Here is a 16,359-nt window from a genome sequence, read left to right as displayed (position 1 = left end):
AGAGTTGCGTCTATCTGGTTGCTGCCACTTGGGGGAAACCAATGCATGGCATGAACGGACGCGTATTGCTGGCTGCGCTGATGGCGGTGATGGTGCCACTGACGATTGCCGGCTGTCAGCGCGGCGGCGCGGTCACGGATCCGGTTGCGAACAGCATCGCTGACGCCAATGATGTGCGGGCGGCGCTGCAAGCCTATTTCGACAAACATCTCCAATGCGCACCGCTTCTGTCGACGGATGCCACGAGCGGTGATCTGATCGCCCAGCCGCAAGATCCCGCCGCCCGCGCCTTGTCGGAGGCCGGATTGATCGAACGCGTTCGGGGGGAAGCCGAGATGGCCGGTGGCGAGCGCGTCGTGCGGTATCGCCCCGCCCAGCGCTATTTGCCCTCTTTTACGAAAGCCAAGTGGGGCACGTCCGATGGCTGGCTGCTATGCTACGCCCGGCGACAAATCAAAGACATCGCCATCACCAATACCAATGCGGGGCCGAGGGTCGCGTATCGTTTTCAACTGGTCGCTGCGCCGGAATGGATGCGCCAACCGGCAATGGTTTCCGCCTTTCCGCAGGTCGTAAAGTCGCTTTCGGGCGAATTCCGGGGCGAAGAACCGGTCGCGATCCGGAATGGCAAACCAAATCTCGACGATTTGCAGCCGACCTTTGAGCATTCGCTGGTGACAAGAGGGGCCGCATTTCTGACGCGATAAGGCATCCCTCACGAGGACCAAGATACATGCCGACATTTTCTCAGCAGGTAAACTGGGCGACCGTTATGTGGCGTAGCAACGTCGCGCGGCCATATATTCTGGCATATAACGAAGCATATAAGGCGGTTCAGGCCAGCCTGAAGAAAGAAGAGGACAATGCCAAGGCGCAGGCCGAGCTCTTTGTATCGATCGTCGCGATCCTGCCGACCTCCGTACTGATGGCCGTCATCGCGACCCCGAGCTTTCGACGTGCAATACAGAAGATCGGCGTGCGCCGCCTGGGTGCCGATAACCTGCGGGTCGCCTTATCCTATTTGAAGGCGGATGGTAAGCATCCCGCCGTGGCGTTCGCATTCGGAAAGTTGGCGGGCATGGCAAAGGACAAGGGTGGCACTGCCATCAGTACCATGCTGACTAATCTGGTGCGCAATACTTCGGCCGGCGTGACGGCCAACGACCCGCTGAGCCGTAGCCAGGAACTGTTAGGCCTTGTCGATACGCAAGGGATGATGGTGGAGCGGGTTGGTACCGCGATCATGGAAGATCCCCAGATGAATGCAGGGCAAAAAAAAGGCGATGATGGACGCCTTGATGCAAGCGCCATTTTTGGCGAACAAGCCCGAAAAGAAAATGGATTGGCAGAAGCTACGACCGTCGATCGAACTCGCGATGCTGATGAATGTCGTCTGGGATCGCGATTACGTTTTGCGCCACGGTCCAATCGGTTCCCGTCTTCCGGCCCGTAGAGTGCCTGGCGGTATCAAGGCTATGCCGTCTGATCCCGACTATCCTAAATCGCAGCCGGCTTCAGCCATGGCATTTTACAATACGGTCGAGGTCGATCGCCCGGCAAACAACGTTCAGGATCACATCGACCGTGTTCACAAGGAGGTGTTCGGTCACCCCTTCTACACGCATCAACGCTATCTCGGTATGCAATGGCCCGGCGGGAAAGCGGAGGAACTCGTCCGGGCGGAGGCGGTGTTGAAGAGGCTCTCCAAATCCGCTTCGCCTCGAAATTTGAGTGACGTCCGCTTCGCCTGACCGTGCGCAACACCTGAATTCCCACCGCGCCCTTCACCGCCTTGGCTCAGGGCCTTGCGGGGAAAGTGACGTCTCTGGCTTTCAAGGCGGTGGCGCCGCTTCCATGGGCCGATGAATTCCACATTCCACCTTGTCGAACCCGCGCCAGCGGCCCGCGCGCGGGTCTTCGCCGGGCTTGACCTTGCTGGTGCAGGGCGCGCAGCCGATCGAGAGATAGCCTTGCGCTTCGAGCGGATGACGCGGCAGGTCGTGCGCCGTGAAATAGCCGTCCAGCGCCGCCTTGTTCCAATCGGCCAGTGGGTTGAGCTTCAACCGGCCATTCTCGACCTCGAAGCGGGGCAGGGCGCGGCGGGTGCCGGCCTGGAAGCCCTTGCGGCCTGAAATCCACGCCTCGAACGGAGCCAGGCCGCGTGCCAGCGGCTCGACCTTGCGTAGGTCGCAGCAGCCATCGGGGTCATAGCTGTGACGGATACCGTCCGGGTCCCTCGCCGCCAGCAGGGCGGGGTCGGGCTGGATCACGCGGACGTCCAGCAGGCCCAGCCGCTCGACCAGCGTGTCGCGATAGCTGAGCGTTTCGGGAAACATCTTGAGCGTGTCGGTGAACACCACCGGCGTCGCCGGATCGGCGCTCGCGACCATGTGCAGCAGCACGGCGGACTCGGTGCCGAAGGACGACACCGCCGCGATCCCGCCGTGCAGTTCGCCGGTCAGCAGGGTGCGCAGCATTTCGGGCGCGGGCACGCCGGCGAACCGCGCCTCATACGCGGCGGCATCCTCCACCGTGTAAGCCGGCCGAACGTCGATCCGGTCGAGCGCGCGCTCAGCCATGGCGCAGTTTCCACACCGGCACGCGCGCATCGGCGGCCTTTTGATAGGGCTGGGGATAGAGCGCGAGCAGCTTGGTCAACGTCGCCGCATCGATCGGTTTTTCCGGCGCGAAGCTGTCGAAGCCGCAGCGGCGCATATGCGGAATCTGGTCGACCAGCACATCGCCCGCCGCGCGCAGCTCGCCCTCGAAGCCCGCCTCGCGCAGGATGCGCGCTGCCGAATAGCCGCGCCCGTCGCGGAAGGTGGGGAAGCTGATCTCGACCAAAGCGATCTGGCCGAGATGCGGGAGCAGTTCGCGTGCATCGTCGCCAGCCTCCAGCCGGACGGCGGTGGCGTTGGTCTGGCCCAGGAACGCGTCCAGCGTCACCGCCGGTTCGTCATGCACCACATCGTCGCGGAAGCGCAGCAGCGTCTCGCCCGCATTGGTGTTCACGGTGATGGGATCAACCATAGATCGCTTCCTTGAACGGCTGCATGCCGACGCGGCGATAGGTGTCGAGGAAGCGCTCGTCGGCTTCGCGAAGTTCGACGTAGCGGTCGGTCACGCGCTCGATCGCGTCGACCACGCCGTCCTCGTCAAAGCCGGGGCCGGTGATCTTGCCGAGCGACACATCCTCCGCGCCCGATCCGCCGAGCAGCAGCTGATAATTTTCGGTGCCCTTCTTATCGACGCCCAAGATGCCGATATGCCCGGCATGATGGTGGCCGCAGGCGTTGATGCAGCCCGAAATCTTGAGCTTCAACTCGCCCAGTTCGCGCTGCCGCCCGGCGAAACGCTCGCCGATCTTCTGCGCCAGCGGGATGGAGCGGGCATTGGCCAGGCTGCAATAGTCCAGGCCGGGGCAGGCGATGATGTCCGAGATCAGGTCAAGGTTCGCCTCGGCCAGCCCCGCCTCGCGAAGCGCGGTCCAGATGGCATAGAGGTCGGCCTTGCGGACATGCGGCAGGACGATGTTCTGGGCATGGGTCACACGCAGCTCGTCATGGCCGTACCGCTCGGCCAAGTCGGCCATCAGGTCGATCTGGTCGGCCGAGGCGTCGCCCGGGATGCCGCCGATCGGCTTCAGGCTGATCGTGACGATGGCGTGGCCAGGCTGCTTATGGGCAGCGACATTCTGGTCGAGCCAGACCGCGAAATCGGGATCGGAACGGTCGACCGTGTCGGGCGCGTCGGTCGCGAAGTCCGGCCCGGCGAACATCGCCGTGATCCGCTCCAGCTCGGCGACCGGCGGGTCGATGCCGAGATCGCGGATCGCGGCGAATTCCGCCTCCACCTGCTCGCGATACGCGTCGACGCCGATCTCGTGCAGCAGGATCTTGATCCGCGCCTTGTATATATTATCGCGGCGGCCATAGCGGTTATAGACGCGCAGGCACGCCTCCAAATAGCTCATCAGATGGTCGGCGGTGATGAAGTCCTTCACCTCATGCGCGATCATCGGGGTACGGCCCATGCCGCCGCCGACGAAGATCTTCGCACCCAGCACGCCGTCGCGCGTCAAAAGCTGGATGCCGATGTCGTGCAGCCGCATCGCCGCGCGGTCCTCGTCCGCCGCGATCACCGCGATCTTGAACTTGCGCGGCAGGTAGGTGAATTCCGAGTGGAAGGTCGACCATTGCCGCAGCAGCTCGGCCCAGGGGCGCGGATCGGCGACCTCGTCGGCGGCGGCACCGGCGAACTGGTCCGACGAGATGTTGCGGATGCAATTGCCCGAGGTCTGGATGGCATGCATCTGCACCGTCGCCAGCTCGGCGAGGATGTCGGGCGCATCGGCCAGCTTGATCCAGTTGTACTGGATGTTCTGGCGCGTGGTGAAATGACCGTAGCCGCGATCGTACTTGCGCGCGATATGGCCCAGCATCCGCATCTGGCGGCTGTCGAGCGTGCCATAGGGCACCGCGACGCGCAGCATATAGGCGTGGAGCTGAAGATAGAGGCCGTTCATCAGCCGCAGCGGCTTGAACTGATCCTCGGTCATCGCACCCGACAGGCGACGGTTCACCTGGTCGCGAAATTCCTCGACACGGGCATCGACGATGCTCTGATCATATTCGTCGTAAACGTACATGGCGTCTCTCTCAGATGACCCAGGCGCCGGCGTCCGCATCGGCGGGCTTCAGCGTCAGGTCGGGGCGCACCGTGGGGCCGAGCGCGCGGATACGGTCCTTGATATGGGCGGGACGGGGGCCTTGTTCGGTGGCTTCGGCGTCGATCAGATAGGGCACATTGACCCGGCGTGCGCCCTCTTCGGCGCGAAGGATCGCCTCGCCCTGTCCGCCGACATCGACCGCATCCTCGATATGTCGTGACCAGTCGCGCCCCGTCCACCAGACGACATCGCCGGTGCTCAAGTCGTTGCCCGTCAACAGCTTCATGCGCTCATTCCTTCCGCCACGCGGGCCCAACGCGCGAGCTTGTCCTCGGCATCCGACAATTCGACGACCTCGCCGACTACGATGATCGCGGGGCTCTGCACCCGCTCACGATCGACCATCGGGCCGAGATCGGCAAGCAGGGTACGGATCGCGCGGTGACCTTCCAGCGTGCCGCGCTCCAGCACCGCGACCGGCATGTCGGGAGCGACGCCATCGGCCATCAGTTTGTCGGCGATGCCATTGGCGGTCGCCACGCCCATATAGATGACGAGCGTGCGGCCTTGCCCGGCCAAGCCCGACCAGTCCTGATCGGTCAGCCCCTTGCATTGCCCTGCGACGAACGACACCGCGGAAGCATGGTCGCGGTGGGTGAGCGGCAGCATCGCCTCCGCCGCGCAGCCGAGTGCGGCCGAGACGCCTGGGATCACCTCGACCGGCAGGCCGGCGGCGCGCACCGCCTCCACCTCTTCGCCGCCGCGCCCGAAGATGAACGGGTCGCCGCCCTTCAGCCGCACGACGATCGCGCCGGTCTTCACATGCGCGACGATCAGCGCGTTGATCGCGTCCTGCGACAAAGTGTGCCGCGCGCGCCGCTTGGCGACCGAGATACGCTGGGCCTCCGGCGGGGCGATGTCGAGCACGCGCGCGTCGATCAGTCCGTCATGGGCGACGACATCGGCGGTTTTCAGCGCCTCGACCGCGCGAACGGTCAGCAGGCCCGGATCGCCGGGACCGGCGCCAACCAGGATCACGCGGCCACGCGCGGCAGGGTCGAGAAGGGTAGCCATAGCCTGACAGATGACCGTCCCGGCGCCGCGCCACAACCGAGCGATCCTTGGGGCGGGGGTAGGTTAACTTGGGGGCGTGAGCGCTAAAAAATCGGCATACCGTATATTATATTTGCATAATGATATAAGCTATGTTGAACTCCCCGTTACAGATGAGAGTCGGGGGACGCGCTTAAAATGAAATTTGCTTTCGTAAAGTACGGCATCGGTGTTTCGGTGCTGGCCTTGGCCTGTTCGGGTATGGCAGCGGCACAGACCACGCCCGCCGCGGCGACGGATGCGACGGAGCAGGATCAGGCCGGCACCGTCACGGGGGTGGTGGCGTCGACCGACAAGATCGACGCCAAGGAGCAAAAGGCCGATCCGGGTGACGTGATCGTCACCGGCACGCGCATCGTCCGACCCAATATGACCAGCAATGCGCCGATCACCACGATCGACTCGACCTTCCTGAAGGAGCGGGGGCTCGCACGGGTCGAGGATGCGCTGGCGCAGTTGCCGCAGGTGACGCCCATGCTGGGCTTGCAGGGGCAGCGGTGGGACTCCGGCTCCGCGCCGGTCGGGCTGCGTAGCCTCGGGGGCGGCCGCACGCTGACGCTGCTCAACGGGCAGCGGATGGACAATGACGTCAACATCATCCCCGGTGCGCTGATCGAGCGGATCGACATCATGACCGGCGGCGCCTCGGCGGTGTACGGCTCGGACGCGATCGCGGGTGTCGTCAACTTCATCCTGAAGCGCAAGTTCAACGGCATCGCCTTCGACGGCGAAGTCAGCGGGTATAACCATAACAACAACAATCCGCTGCTGGCGGGTCTGGCGAAGGACGCAGGTTACACCTATCCGCGTGGGACCTATCTCGGCGGCGGCAATTACTTCGCTTCGCTGGCGGCGGGCAAGAACCTGCTCGACGACAAGGTCAATATCAGCGCCTTCGCGACGTATAAGAAGGCGGACCCGATCCAGTTCCGCAATATCGATACGACGAACTGCCCGCTGCTGATGTTCGACCCTTATAATATCGAGGCCGGTAATACGAAGTGGATCTGCGCTGGCACAACGTATAATCCCTATAATTACTTCTACGTGGATGGACAAAACCTGACCAATGCGCGTGACGGATCACGCAGCTTCCGTACCTACACCACCGATGACGAAATCCGCGTCCAGTCGATCGACTCGGTTCAGCGACGCAGCGAGACGGTCAATGCCGGCGGCTTCCTGACCGCCGATCTGCCCGCCGGCATGCGGCTGAGCGGCAGCTTCCTCTACAGCAAGATCGTCGAGCGCGGCTTCAATTCGATCGATGGCGGCCTTTGGACGCCCGAAGCACCCGTCAATTGCGACAATCCCTTCCTTGGTCGGCAGCAGGCACAGGCGATCTGTGGTGCGGCGGCCGGTACGACGGCGCTGAGCGCGCCAATCTCGTTGTCGCTGTTCCGACCGGGCATGATCCAGAACTTCCGCAATGCCACGGACGATTGGCGCGGTTCGCTCAACCTGGCGGGCATGATCGTCGATAAGATTCGCTTCGAACTGAGCTATCAGCAGACGCGCAGCATCTATAACGGTGCATCCGACCACAACTGGTTACCCGATCAGGCCGAGCGGCTGGCGCGTGGCCTTCAGGTGCGCAATGTCGGTGGCGTGGCGACCTGTCTGTCGAAGATCAATGGCAGCGACCCGAACTGCCTGCCGGTCGATGCCTTTTCGTCGAACACGTCGATCAGCGATGCCGTCTATGATTGGCTGACCGGCGTGGGCAGCCGGCGCCAGCAGAATGACCTGCAGGTCGTTAATGCGATCGTCTCCGGCACCCTGGAGGATTATGGACTAAAGAGCCCATGGGCGAGCAGCGGCATCGGCTTCGCGATCACGGGCGAGTATCGCAAGTATCGCAACCAGTCGGCGGGCTATGGCGCCTGGTCGAATTTCACCACCTTTGATGGTCGCACCAGCGTCAAGGAACTGGGCGGCGAAATCGACATCCCCCTGATCGAGGATCGTCCCTTCTTCAAGGAGTTGTCGGTCAATGGCGGCTACCGCATCTCCGACTATGATGTGTACGAACAGCTCGTGCACAGCTGGAAGGCGGAGGCGAGTTGGGCGCCGGTCGATGGCCTACGCTTCCGCGCCAGCTACAATCGTGCGGTGCGCGTCGGTGTGCTGGAGCGGCTGGAAGGCGAAAACCGCTACCCGAACACATTGATGCTCGATCTGTGCGCGCCGCCACGCGCTTCGGCCGATGGCAAGACGGCGCAGCGTTATACGTTCGAACAATGCTCGATCGGGATGACTCGTGCGCAGTATGACGCGCTGTCCAGCTATACCGGCTGCGACTCGCGGGGCTTTTGTCCGACCACGCTGGTCAATGGCGGCAATTCCGCGCTTCAGCCCGAGCGGTCACGCAGCAAGACGCTGGGCGTCGTGTTCCAGCCGCGCTTCATTCCCGGCCTGTCGGCAACGGTCGACTGGTATGACATCGACATTCGGGGCGCTTTCGAATGGACGCGTATCGATATGGCGTTCAACCAATGCTATAATAACAAGGTCGATTTCTTCTGCCAGTTCTACAAGCGCGATCCGCAGACCGGGCAAGTCCTCGTTGCCGATGCACGGTATAACAACTCCGGCTATACCGCGACGCGTGGTATCGATTTCTCCACCACCTATAATCTCGATCCTAAGCGGCTGGGGATCGCCGATGACATCGGTACCTTCAACCTGAACTTCAACGGCACGCTGACGACGAAGTTCGAACGGCAATTTGCGCCTGGCAACACGCCTTGGTCCTGCCTCGGCTATTTTGGCTTTGCCTGCGGCGGTCCGATGCCGCGTTGGCGGCATGTCGCCGGGGTCAACTGGCAAATGCCGTGGGTAAAGGGTGGGATCGGCTTCACCTGGCGCTACACCGGCGGGACCGACAATTCCAAATTGTCGACCAACAAGGTTCTTGCCGCTGCGCCGGGCCAGACCTTCCCGTTGATCCAGCGGATTCCCGGTTACAGCTATTTCGACTTCAACACGAACGTCACGATCGTGAAGGGGATCGACGTCCGCTTCAACGTCCAGAACCTGTTCGACAAGGACCCGCCGCTGATCGGCTGGGATACCAACTATGCGACGGGGGCCTATTTCAACACCTACCCGGCCTATTACACGGTGCGGGGTCGGACCTTGCGGGTCGGCATTTCCGCCCGCTTCTGATCGCGATACGGCCCGGAACCTCGGTTCCGGGCCTTTTTTGGAGTTTAACGAAGGCCGACCGGGATCGTGGCGGCGGCGCTCTGCGTCTCGGCGCTGGCGACCGGATAGGCGCAATAGTCGGCGGCGTAATAGGCGCTGGGGCGATGATTGCCCGACCAGCCGATGCCGCCGAACGGCGCGCTCGACGCCGCGCCGTTGGTCGGGCGGTTCCAGTTGACGATACCGGCGCGGATGCCGGTCCAGAACCGCTCGTAGCGCTCGCGCGACGGGCTGATCAACGAGGCCGACAGGCCGTAGCGGGTCGCATTGGCCTGTGCGATGGCATCATCGAAATCGGTCGCGCGCGACACTTGCAGGACGGGGCCGAACAGTTCGTCATCGGGGCGCTCGGCGACATCGCCGACGTCCAGGATCGCCGGCGTCAGCAGCGGGCGGTCGGGCGCGATCCGCGCCAGCGGGCGTACCACGCGTGCACCCAAGCCGACGAGTGTGTCGAACGCCGTCAAAAGCGAGTCGGCGGCATCATTGTCGATCACCGGCCCCATGAAGGGCGGCGGCTGGTCGAAGGGCGCGCCGACGATCAGCCGGTCGGTGAGCCCGGTCAGCGCCGCCATCAGCCGATCGTAGAGCCGATCCTCGACGATCAACCGCCGCCCCGCCGTGCAGCGCTGACCAGCGCTGGTATAGGCCGACTGGACGATCAGCGCAGCGGCGGCGTCGAGATCGGGATCGTCCCAGACGATGATCGGATTGTTGCCGCCCATCTCCAGCGCCAGGATCTTCTCAGGCCGCTCGGCGAACTGGCGGTTGAGCGCGATGCCGGTGCGCGCCGAGCCGGTGAAGAGCAGCCCGTCAATGTCCTCATGCCCGGCCAGCGCGCGCCCCTCGTCCGGCCCACCGATCAATAGCCGCACGACCCCCTCGGGCACGCCGGCGGCGTGATAGCAATCGACCAGAAACGCCGCCGTCGCCGGCGTCTTCTCGGACGGTTTGAAGACGATCGCATTGCCCGCCAGAAGTGCCGGCACGATATGGCCATTGGGCAGATGCGCGGGGAAGTTATACGGCCCCAGTACCGCCAGCACGCCGTGCGGCCGATGCCGCAGCGCCATGCGCCCGCCGCCCGGCTGCTCGGTCGAACGCTCACCCGCGCGCTCGGCTTGCGCGGTGATCGAGATGGCGACCTTGGCGACCACCGTGTCGATCTCGGTCCGCGCCTCCCATGAGGGCTTGCCCGTCTCGCGCGCGATCAGCGTGGCGAAATCATCGGCGCGTTCGCGCACGATGGTGGCGAACCGCTGCAACGTCGCGATCCGCGTCGCCAGCGGCGTCGCCGCCCAAGCCGGCCAGGCGGCGCGCGCGGCAGCGACCTCTTGGGCGGCATCGCCGATCGGCAGTTCGGCGATCAGCGCACCGGTGGCGGGTTCGTAGGTCGACAGGCACTTGGTGGCGTGGAGTAGTGGAGCGCAAGATGACATGGCATTGATCCAGGCGAGCCCCTCCCCTTCAGGGGAGGGGGTGGGGTGGGGCCTCTCCACCGATGTCAGGTTTGGGGCGGGCGCCCCACCCCCGGCCCCACCCCTGAAGGGGAGGGGAAGGTCAGGCCCTCGACATGTGATGCTAGGCCGCTGCAACCGCATCGGCAAGCGCCTGGCCCATGGCGCGAACCCGCTCGACCTTCTCGTACAGCAGCGTCCAGTCGTCATGCTCGGCGATCGGCGCCCAGATCGCCTCGACCTCGTCGATCAGCATCGATTCGGGCGCGCCCCGCCAATAGGCGTGATCGCGCGCGCGGCGGGGAGCATAGGGCTCGATCAGGTCGCGTAGGCCGTTCCACTGTTCGTCATAATGATCGGGAACCTGTCCGCCGAACAGGTCGAAATAGACCTGCGCGATGCTCGCCTGCGAGGTGCGCAGCGCCCGCTCGAAGGTCTGGACCAGCGCGCGGTCCTCGGTGCCGCCGCGTGGGGTGACGCCCAGCCGCCACAGGATCGCGGTCACGATCTCGGTCTGATAGGTCGTCGCGAACCGGTCGAGCGCGGCGATCAGCGGATCGCTCTCCGCGATCAGGCGCAGGCTGGAAGCGAGCTGCATCACGTCCCACTGGATCGCCTCTGGCTGGCGGGCGAGCGCGTACAGACCCGTTTGGTCGAAATAGGCGGCGGTGAATTCCGGGTCCCAGGTCGGTGCGAACCGCCACGGGCCATAGTCGAAGCTCTCGCCCGTCACGTTGATATTGTCCGAATTGAGCACGCCGTGGACGAAGCCCGCCGCCATGTACCGCGCGGCCAGCGTCGCGGTGCGTTCCGCGACCAACGTCAGCAGCCGGACGGGATCGTCCGACTCCTCGCCGTAGAAGTGGCGCAGGACATAGGCGACCAGCCGCCTCATGCCCGCCTCGTCGCGCTCGAAGGCGAGCCGCTGGAAACTGCCGATGCGGACATGGCCATGGCTCATACGCACCATCACCGCCGAGCGGGTGGGGGAGGGCTCGTCCCCCCGGTGCAGCGCCTCGCCCGTTTCGATGATCGACAGCGTGCGCGAGGTGGGGACGTTCAGCGCCTCCAGCATCTCGGTCGCCAGGATCTCGCGCACCCCGCCTTTCAGCGTCAGGCGGCCGTCGCCGAAGCGGCTGTACGGCGTCTGTCCCGAGCCCTTGGTGCCGAGTTCGAGCAACCGGCCATCGGTCGCGACCATCTGCGCGAAGGTGAAGCCGCGCCCGTCGCCCAGGTCGCTGTTATATTGGCGGAACTGATGCCCGTGATAGCGCAGCGCGAGCGGCCCCGGCAGCGTGCCGGGCAAAGGGGCGAACCGGCCGAGATGCGCGACCCATTCGTCATCGCTCAGCGTGTCCAGCCCGATCTCGGCGGCGGCGCGGTCGTTGCGGAAGCGGATGATCGTCTGCGGGAAATCGGCCGGCGTGACCGAATCGGCGATGAAATCGGCGATCTCGGTGAGCGCGGTCGCGGGGCGATAGGCTTGCGGGGATAGGGGCATGCCGCGATATGGAGGCGGCACCGGAGGACCTTCAAGCATGACCTCGTATGAGAATCGATATTGGTGGTCGAAAGACGGGTTGCGGCTCCATGCGCGGGACTATGCGGGGGATGACGCGCTGCCCCCCGTCATCTGCCTGCCCGGCCTGACCCGCAACGCCCGCGATTTCGAGGGGCTGGCCGAGGCGTTGGGGACCCGCGCGCGCGTCATCGCGGTCAGTTTCCGGGGGCGGGGCGAGAGCGCCTATGCCAAGGACCCGATGAGCTACGTCCCCCTGACCTATGTCCAGGATGTCGAGGCGATGCTGGACGAGCTGGGCATCGGCCGGTTCGTCGCGGTCGGCACCTCGCTGGGCGGGATCGTGACGATGGTGCTGGCGGCGACCGCGCGCGGGCGGCTGGCGGGCGCGGTGCTCAACGACATCGGGCCGGAGATCGAGCCGGCGGGGCTGGCGCGCATCCGTGGCTATGTCGGCCGCGCGCAGAGCTTTCCCACCTGGCTCCACGCCGCGCGCTGCGTCCAGGAGAATAACGAGGACGTCTATCCCGATTGGGGGATCGAGGACTGGCTGGCCATGGCCAAGCGCACCTATCGCCTGACCAGCGCGGGGCGGGTGGTGCTCGATTATGACCTGAAGATCGCCGAGCCGTTCCGCGTGCCGGGCAGCGAGGCGGGGCCGGATATGTGGGCGGCGCTCGATGCGCTCAACGGCGTGCCGACCCTGGTCGTGCGCGGCGAGCGATCGGACATATTGAGCGCGGATGTCGCCGAGCGGATGGTGCAAGCGCTGTCCCCGTCCGAACTGGTGACGGTGCCCCATGTCGGCCACACGCCATTGCTGACCGAGGCGGAGGCGCTGGCGGGGATCGGCCGTTTGCTCGACAAAGTGGCGGGGTAGGCAATCCCATTCCTCCCCTGCAAGGGGAGGGGGACCATGCGAAGCATGGTGGAGGGGTGTCGCGGGTTGCGAGCGATTCCCACCCTCGCCAAGTGCGACACCCCTCCGTCAGACCTTCGGCCTGCCACCTCCCCTTGCAGGGGAGGAAAATGGGGACGGCATCGGCGCTGGCGGTTTTCATCGCCGCCGCCGCCCGCTAATCCGGCGGCCATGGCCCGTCCGCTTCACATCCTCCATCTCCACTCCTCCTTCTCGCTGGGTGGCAAGGAGGCGCGGGCGGTCGCGCTGATGAACGCGTTCGGCGATAGCGCGAAGCATACCATCGTCTCGGGGTTGCCCGACGAACTGGGCGCGCGCGATGCCATCGCCAAGGGCATCCGTTACGAGATCGCGCAGGATGCGCCGCCGCTGACCGGCAAGCCCTCGGTCAAGCGGTACGAGGCGATCGCCGCCTATATGCGCCGCTTCGACCTGGTGCTGACCTATAATTGGGGCGCGATCGACGGGGTGATGGCGCGCCGCGTCTATGCCAAGGGTGCGCCGCCGCTGGTCCATCACGAGGACGGCTTCAACGCGGACGAAGCGCGCGGGCTGAAGATCGAGCGCAATATCTATCGCCGCATCGCGCTGTCGGCGGCGGATGCGCTGGCGGTGCCCAGCCATGTGCTCGAAGGGATCGCGCGCACGACTTGGAAGCAACCGGCCGAGCGCGTCCATCGCATCCCCAACGGCATCAACACCGCGCTCTATGCCCGCGACCCCGAACCCAAGGCGATTCCCGGCTTCGTGCGCCAGCCCAAGGAGGTGGTGGTCGGCGCGCTCGCAGGCCTGCGCACCGTCAAGAACCTGCCGATGCTGGTTCGCGCCATGGGCGGTGTCGCGGGCAGGTTCCGACTGGTGATCGTCGGTGAGGGGCCCGAGCGGGCGAATATCCAGCAGGCCGCCGCCGCGATGGGTATCGCCGACCGGCTGGTGATGCCGGGCTTTCTCGACCGGCCTTACCGCTTCATCCGGCATTTCGACATCGTCGCGCTGTCCTCGCTGTCCGAACAGGCGCCGATCTCGGTGCTGGAGGGGATGGCGGCGGGCCTGCCCATCGCCTCGCTGCCGGTGGGGGACGTGGCGTCGATGGTGTCGCAGGTCAATCACCAGTTCATCGCCGACCGCGCCAACGAAGTGCGACTGCGCGACGTGATCCAGGCGCTGATGCTGCACCCCGATCACCGTGCCGCCGCCGGGGCCGCCAATCAGGCCCGCGCGCGCGCCGAATTCGACGAAAGCCTTATGGTCGCGCGGTACAAGGCGCTCTACGAACAGGTGCTCGGCCGGCCGGGCGCCCTGGGCTGATCCGGGGGTGCACGTGACGGTGCCGTTAATTCTCCTCGCTTCGCTTTCCTAACACGCTATATGAGGCCCTTTCAGGACCAGAAGGGTACGACGTGTTCAAAGGCTTGAGCCCCATCCTCTATAACGGCCGGGAAGTGTGGCCGCTGATCGAAGGGGGCAAGGGCGTCGCCGCGACGAACCATGCGTCGGCGGGCGCCTGGGCCGCGGCCGGCGGTATCGGCACCGTCTCGGCGGTCAATGCCGACAGCTATGACGCCGAGGGCAAGATCATCCCCCAGATCTACCGCGCGCTGACCCGGCGCGAGCGGCATGAGGAACTGATCGAATACGCCATCGAGGGCGCGGTCCAGCAGGTGAAGCGCGCCTGGGACATCGCCGGTGGCAAGGGCGCGATCAACATCAACGTGCTGTGGGAAATGGGCGGCGCGCAGCGGGTGCTGGAAGGCGTGCTGGCGCGCACCAAGGGCCTGGTCGCGGGCGTCACCTGTGGTGCGGGGATGCCTTATAAGTTGTCCGAGATCGCGGCGCATCACCAGGTCAGCTATCTGCCGATCGTCTCCTCGGGCCGCGCCTTCCGCGCGCTGTGGAAGCGTGCCTATTCCAAGGCGGCGGAATGGCTGGCGGCGGTGGTCTATGAGGACCCCTGGCTCGCCGGCGGTCATAACGGCCTCTCCAACGCCGAGGACCCGTTACAGCCCCAAGACCCCTATCCGCGCGTGAAAGCGCTGCGCGACACGATGCGCGAGGGCGGGATTTCGGACGACGTGCCGATCGTGATGGCGGGCGGCGTCTGGTATTTGCGCGACTGGAACGACTGGATCGACAATCCCGAGCTGGGCAAGATCGCCTTCCAGTTCGGCACGCGCCCCCTGCTGACGCAGGAAAGCCCGATCCCCGAGGAGTGGAAGCAGCGGCTGATGACGATCGAGCAGGGCGATGTCCTGCTCCACCGTTTCTCGCCGACCGGTTTCTATTCCAGTGCGGTGCGCAACCCGTTCCTGCGCAACCTGGAAGCGCGTTCGGATCGCCAGATCGCCTTCTCGACGCAGGAAGCGGGCGACCATGTCTTCCAGCTCGACGTGGGTGTGAAGGGCAAGAATTTCTGGGTGACCAAGGGCGACCTGCTGCGCGCGCGCGAGTGGTTCGGCCATGGCTTCACCATGGCGCTGAAGACCCCGGACAACACCTTGGTGTTCGTCAGCCCCGAGGAAGCCAAGGAAATCCGCAAGGATCAGGCCGACTGCATGGGCTGTCTGTCGCAGTGCCTGTTCTCGAGCTGGGCGGACAGCGAGACCAATTCGACCGGACGCTTGGCCGATCCGCGCAGCTTCTGCATCCAGAAGACGCTGCAGGACATCGCGCATGGCGGTGATGTCGAACAGAATCTGATGTTTGCCGGCCATGCGGCGTACAACTTCAAGCGCGATCCGTTCTATTCGAACGGGTTCGTGCCGAGCGTAAAGCAACTGGTCGACCGCATCCTGACCGGCGACTGATCCGGTCGACGTCCGACCAAAAAAAGGGCCTCTTCCGCCAGTCGGAAGAGGCCCTTTTGATTTAGTCGGCGACGGTGCCGACGACCGCACCCGCCGTGCCGCCGACCGCTGCACCGCGCTCCACGCTGCCACCGGTCGCGGCGGCCACGCCTGCGCCACCCGCACCACCGATCGCGGCGCCCTTCAGCGTCGAACAGGCCGACATCGCCATGGCGGTCGCGGCAAGGGTCAGGCCAATAGCCAGCTTTTTCATGAGGGTAGCTCCTGTTGAATGACAGGAGGGGGAATGCGGCGGCCCCCAAGCGGTTCCGTGCCGCAACATTTTGACATGGAGCCGTGTCAATCACGCGCTTTCATCCTGTCGCGGTGGCGGCGGGCCTGCACTGATGACGCTGTATCGCTTGTCGTTCAGGCGTTCCTTAAAACAATTCCACCCGCCCACCCTTCAAGCAGGATGCCATGAAACCATCTCACCCCTCCCCTTCAGGGGAGGGGCCGGGGGTGGGGGGCTTCCACGGGCGAGCGGTTCGCGGCGAGGGGGCCCCCCCCCCCCCCCCCCCCCCCGGGGGGGGGGGGGGGGGGTTGGGGGGGGGGGGGGGGGGCCAAAAACGAAAAGGGTGCACCGCCCCCCCCCCCCCCCCCATTGCGGGGCCATAACCAACCCCCCCACA

The 16,359-nt window shown here is 65.1% G+C and carries 15 protein-coding genes; 7 read left to right on the top strand and 8 right to left on the bottom strand.

All coding sequences use genetic code 11. The features are described 5' to 3' along the window. Nucleotides 1–41 precede the first annotated feature (41 nt). The 3 genes from GGR48_RS16875 to GGR48_RS16865 all read left to right on the top strand — a co-directional run bounded on the left by GGR48_RS16875 (nucleotide 42) and on the right by GGR48_RS16865 (nucleotide 1,751). Nucleotides 42–707, top strand: a complete 666-nt coding sequence (locus GGR48_RS16875) for a hypothetical protein (RefSeq protein WP_206362423.1) — start codon at nucleotides 42–44, stop codon at nucleotides 705–707. Nucleotides 708–733: 26 nt separating this feature from the next. Continuing rightward, complete coding sequence (locus GGR48_RS16870) at nucleotides 734–1,453, top strand: hypothetical protein (protein ID WP_183953005.1); 720 nt, start codon at nucleotides 734–736, stop codon at nucleotides 1,451–1,453. A 67-nt stretch (nucleotides 1,454–1,520) separates the two neighbouring features. Continuing rightward, nucleotides 1,521–1,751 (top strand): hypothetical protein, encoded by a 231-nt coding sequence (locus tag GGR48_RS16865; protein WP_183953004.1) that lies wholly within the window; start codon nucleotides 1,521–1,523, stop codon nucleotides 1,749–1,751. An 81-nt stretch (nucleotides 1,752–1,832) separates the two neighbouring features. On the opposite strand, the gene GGR48_RS16860 is transcribed toward GGR48_RS16865, so the two are convergent. From GGR48_RS16860 to cobA, 5 genes are read right to left on the bottom strand one after another with little or no spacing between them, the layout of a single operon-like run. Then, the gene (locus tag GGR48_RS16860) at nucleotides 1,833–2,579 is read right to left on the bottom strand and encodes a phosphoadenylyl-sulfate reductase (RefSeq protein WP_183953003.1); all 747 of its coding nucleotides are present in this window, start codon (nucleotides 2,577–2,579) and stop codon (nucleotides 1,833–1,835) included. Then, the gene (locus GGR48_RS16855) at nucleotides 2,572–3,030 is read right to left on the bottom strand and encodes a DUF934 domain-containing protein (protein ID WP_183953002.1); all 459 of its coding nucleotides are present in this window, start codon (nucleotides 3,028–3,030) and stop codon (nucleotides 2,572–2,574) included. The genes GGR48_RS16860 and GGR48_RS16855 overlap by 8 nt, the downstream gene beginning before the upstream one ends. Further along, complete coding sequence (locus GGR48_RS16850) at nucleotides 3,023–4,648, bottom strand: nitrite/sulfite reductase (protein ID WP_183953001.1); 1,626 nt, start codon at nucleotides 4,646–4,648, stop codon at nucleotides 3,023–3,025. The genes GGR48_RS16855 and GGR48_RS16850 overlap by 8 nt, the downstream gene beginning before the upstream one ends. A gap of 10 nt (nucleotides 4,649–4,658) precedes the next feature. After that, a complete protein-coding gene (locus tag GGR48_RS16845; RefSeq protein ID WP_183953000.1) occupies nucleotides 4,659–4,955 on the bottom strand; it encodes a DUF2849 domain-containing protein in 297 nt (98 codons plus the stop codon). After that, on the bottom strand, nucleotides 4,952–5,743 hold the full coding sequence (cobA, locus tag GGR48_RS16840) for a uroporphyrinogen-III C-methyltransferase (protein ID WP_183952999.1): 792 nt from the start codon (nucleotides 5,741–5,743) through the stop codon (nucleotides 4,952–4,954). Before cobA ends, GGR48_RS16845 begins: the two co-directional genes overlap by 4 nt. 177 nt (nucleotides 5,744–5,920) lie before the next feature. On the opposite strand from cobA, the gene GGR48_RS16835 reads away from it, so the two are divergent. Further along, nucleotides 5,921–8,950 carry a TonB-dependent receptor domain-containing protein gene (locus tag GGR48_RS16835; protein WP_183952998.1) on the top strand — a complete coding sequence of 1,010 codons (3,030 nt, stop codon included), beginning with the start codon at nucleotides 5,921–5,923 and terminating at the stop codon, nucleotides 8,948–8,950. Nucleotides 8,951–8,994: 44 nt separating this feature from the next. Here GGR48_RS16835 and astD read toward each other — a convergent pair whose 3' ends face one another. Continuing rightward, nucleotides 8,995–10,428 carry a succinylglutamate-semialdehyde dehydrogenase gene (gene astD, locus GGR48_RS16830; RefSeq protein WP_183952997.1) on the bottom strand — a complete coding sequence of 478 codons (1,434 nt, stop codon included), beginning with the start codon at nucleotides 10,426–10,428 and terminating at the stop codon, nucleotides 8,995–8,997. A 142-nt stretch (nucleotides 10,429–10,570) separates the two neighbouring features. Then, nucleotides 10,571–11,947, bottom strand: a complete 1,377-nt coding sequence (locus tag GGR48_RS16825; RefSeq protein WP_183952996.1) for a protein adenylyltransferase SelO family protein — start codon at nucleotides 11,945–11,947, stop codon at nucleotides 10,571–10,573. A 37-nt stretch (nucleotides 11,948–11,984) separates the two neighbouring features. On the opposite strand from GGR48_RS16825, the gene GGR48_RS16820 reads away from it, so the two are divergent. The 3 genes from GGR48_RS16820 (at nucleotide 11,985) to GGR48_RS16810 (ending at nucleotide 15,688) form a co-directional block, all read left to right on the top strand. Further along, nucleotides 11,985–12,845, top strand: coding sequence for an alpha/beta fold hydrolase (locus GGR48_RS16820; protein ID WP_183952995.1), 861 nt, complete (start codon nucleotides 11,985–11,987; stop codon nucleotides 12,843–12,845). A 210-nt stretch (nucleotides 12,846–13,055) separates the two neighbouring features. Next, entirely contained in the window at nucleotides 13,056–14,192 is a 1,137-nt protein-coding gene (locus tag GGR48_RS16815) for a glycosyltransferase (RefSeq protein WP_183952994.1), read from the top strand. A gap of 92 nt (nucleotides 14,193–14,284) precedes the next feature. After that, nucleotides 14,285–15,688: a nitronate monooxygenase gene (locus tag GGR48_RS16810; protein ID WP_183952993.1), complete on the top strand. Its 1,404-nt coding sequence runs from the start codon at nucleotides 14,285–14,287 to the stop codon at nucleotides 15,686–15,688. Between the two features lie 61 nt (nucleotides 15,689–15,749). Here the strand turns inward: GGR48_RS16810 and GGR48_RS16805 are convergent, their stop codons facing one another. Then, nucleotides 15,750–15,941, bottom strand: coding sequence for a hypothetical protein (locus GGR48_RS16805; protein ID WP_183952992.1), 192 nt, complete (start codon nucleotides 15,939–15,941; stop codon nucleotides 15,750–15,752). Between the last annotated feature and the right edge of the window lie 418 nt (nucleotides 15,942–16,359).

This window comes from Sphingomonas pseudosanguinis, assembly GCF_014196255.1.
GTDB classification, from domain to species: Bacteria; Pseudomonadota; Alphaproteobacteria; order Sphingomonadales; family Sphingomonadaceae; genus Sphingomonas; species Sphingomonas pseudosanguinis.
This window is presented reverse-complemented; position numbering and strand designations above follow the sequence as displayed.

Coding starts and splice junctions, on each gene's coding strand:
- GGR48_RS16875 (WP_206362423.1), top strand. CDS start 42: ATGCATGGCATGAACGGACGCGTATTGCTGGCTGCGCTGATGGCGGTG.
- GGR48_RS16870 (WP_183953005.1), top strand. CDS start 734: ATGCCGACATTTTCTCAGCAGGTAAACTGGGCGACCGTTATGTGGCGT.
- GGR48_RS16865 (WP_183953004.1), top strand. CDS start 1,521: ATGGCATTTTACAATACGGTCGAGGTCGATCGCCCGGCAAACAACGTT.
- GGR48_RS16860 (WP_183953003.1), bottom strand. CDS start 2,579: ATGGCTGAGCGCGCGCTCGACCGGATCGACGTTCGGCCGGCTTACACG.
- GGR48_RS16855 (WP_183953002.1), bottom strand. CDS start 3,030: ATGGTTGATCCCATCACCGTGAACACCAATGCGGGCGAGACGCTGCTG.
- GGR48_RS16850 (WP_183953001.1), bottom strand. CDS start 4,648: ATGTACGTTTACGACGAATATGATCAGAGCATCGTCGATGCCCGTGTC.
- GGR48_RS16845 (WP_183953000.1), bottom strand. CDS start 4,955: ATGAAGCTGTTGACGGGCAACGACTTGAGCACCGGCGATGTCGTCTGG.
- cobA (WP_183952999.1), bottom strand. CDS start 5,743: ATGGCTACCCTTCTCGACCCTGCCGCGCGTGGCCGCGTGATCCTGGTT.
- GGR48_RS16835 (WP_183952998.1), top strand. CDS start 5,921: ATGAAATTTGCTTTCGTAAAGTACGGCATCGGTGTTTCGGTGCTGGCC.
- astD (WP_183952997.1), bottom strand. CDS start 10,428: ATGTCATCTTGCGCTCCACTACTCCACGCCACCAAGTGCCTGTCGACC.
- GGR48_RS16825 (WP_183952996.1), bottom strand. CDS start 11,947: ATGCCCCTATCCCCGCAAGCCTATCGCCCCGCGACCGCGCTCACCGAG.
- GGR48_RS16820 (WP_183952995.1), top strand. CDS start 11,985: ATGACCTCGTATGAGAATCGATATTGGTGGTCGAAAGACGGGTTGCGG.
- GGR48_RS16815 (WP_183952994.1), top strand. CDS start 13,056: ATGGCCCGTCCGCTTCACATCCTCCATCTCCACTCCTCCTTCTCGCTG.
- GGR48_RS16805 (WP_183952992.1), bottom strand. CDS start 15,941: ATGAAAAAGCTGGCTATTGGCCTGACCCTTGCCGCGACCGCCATGGCG.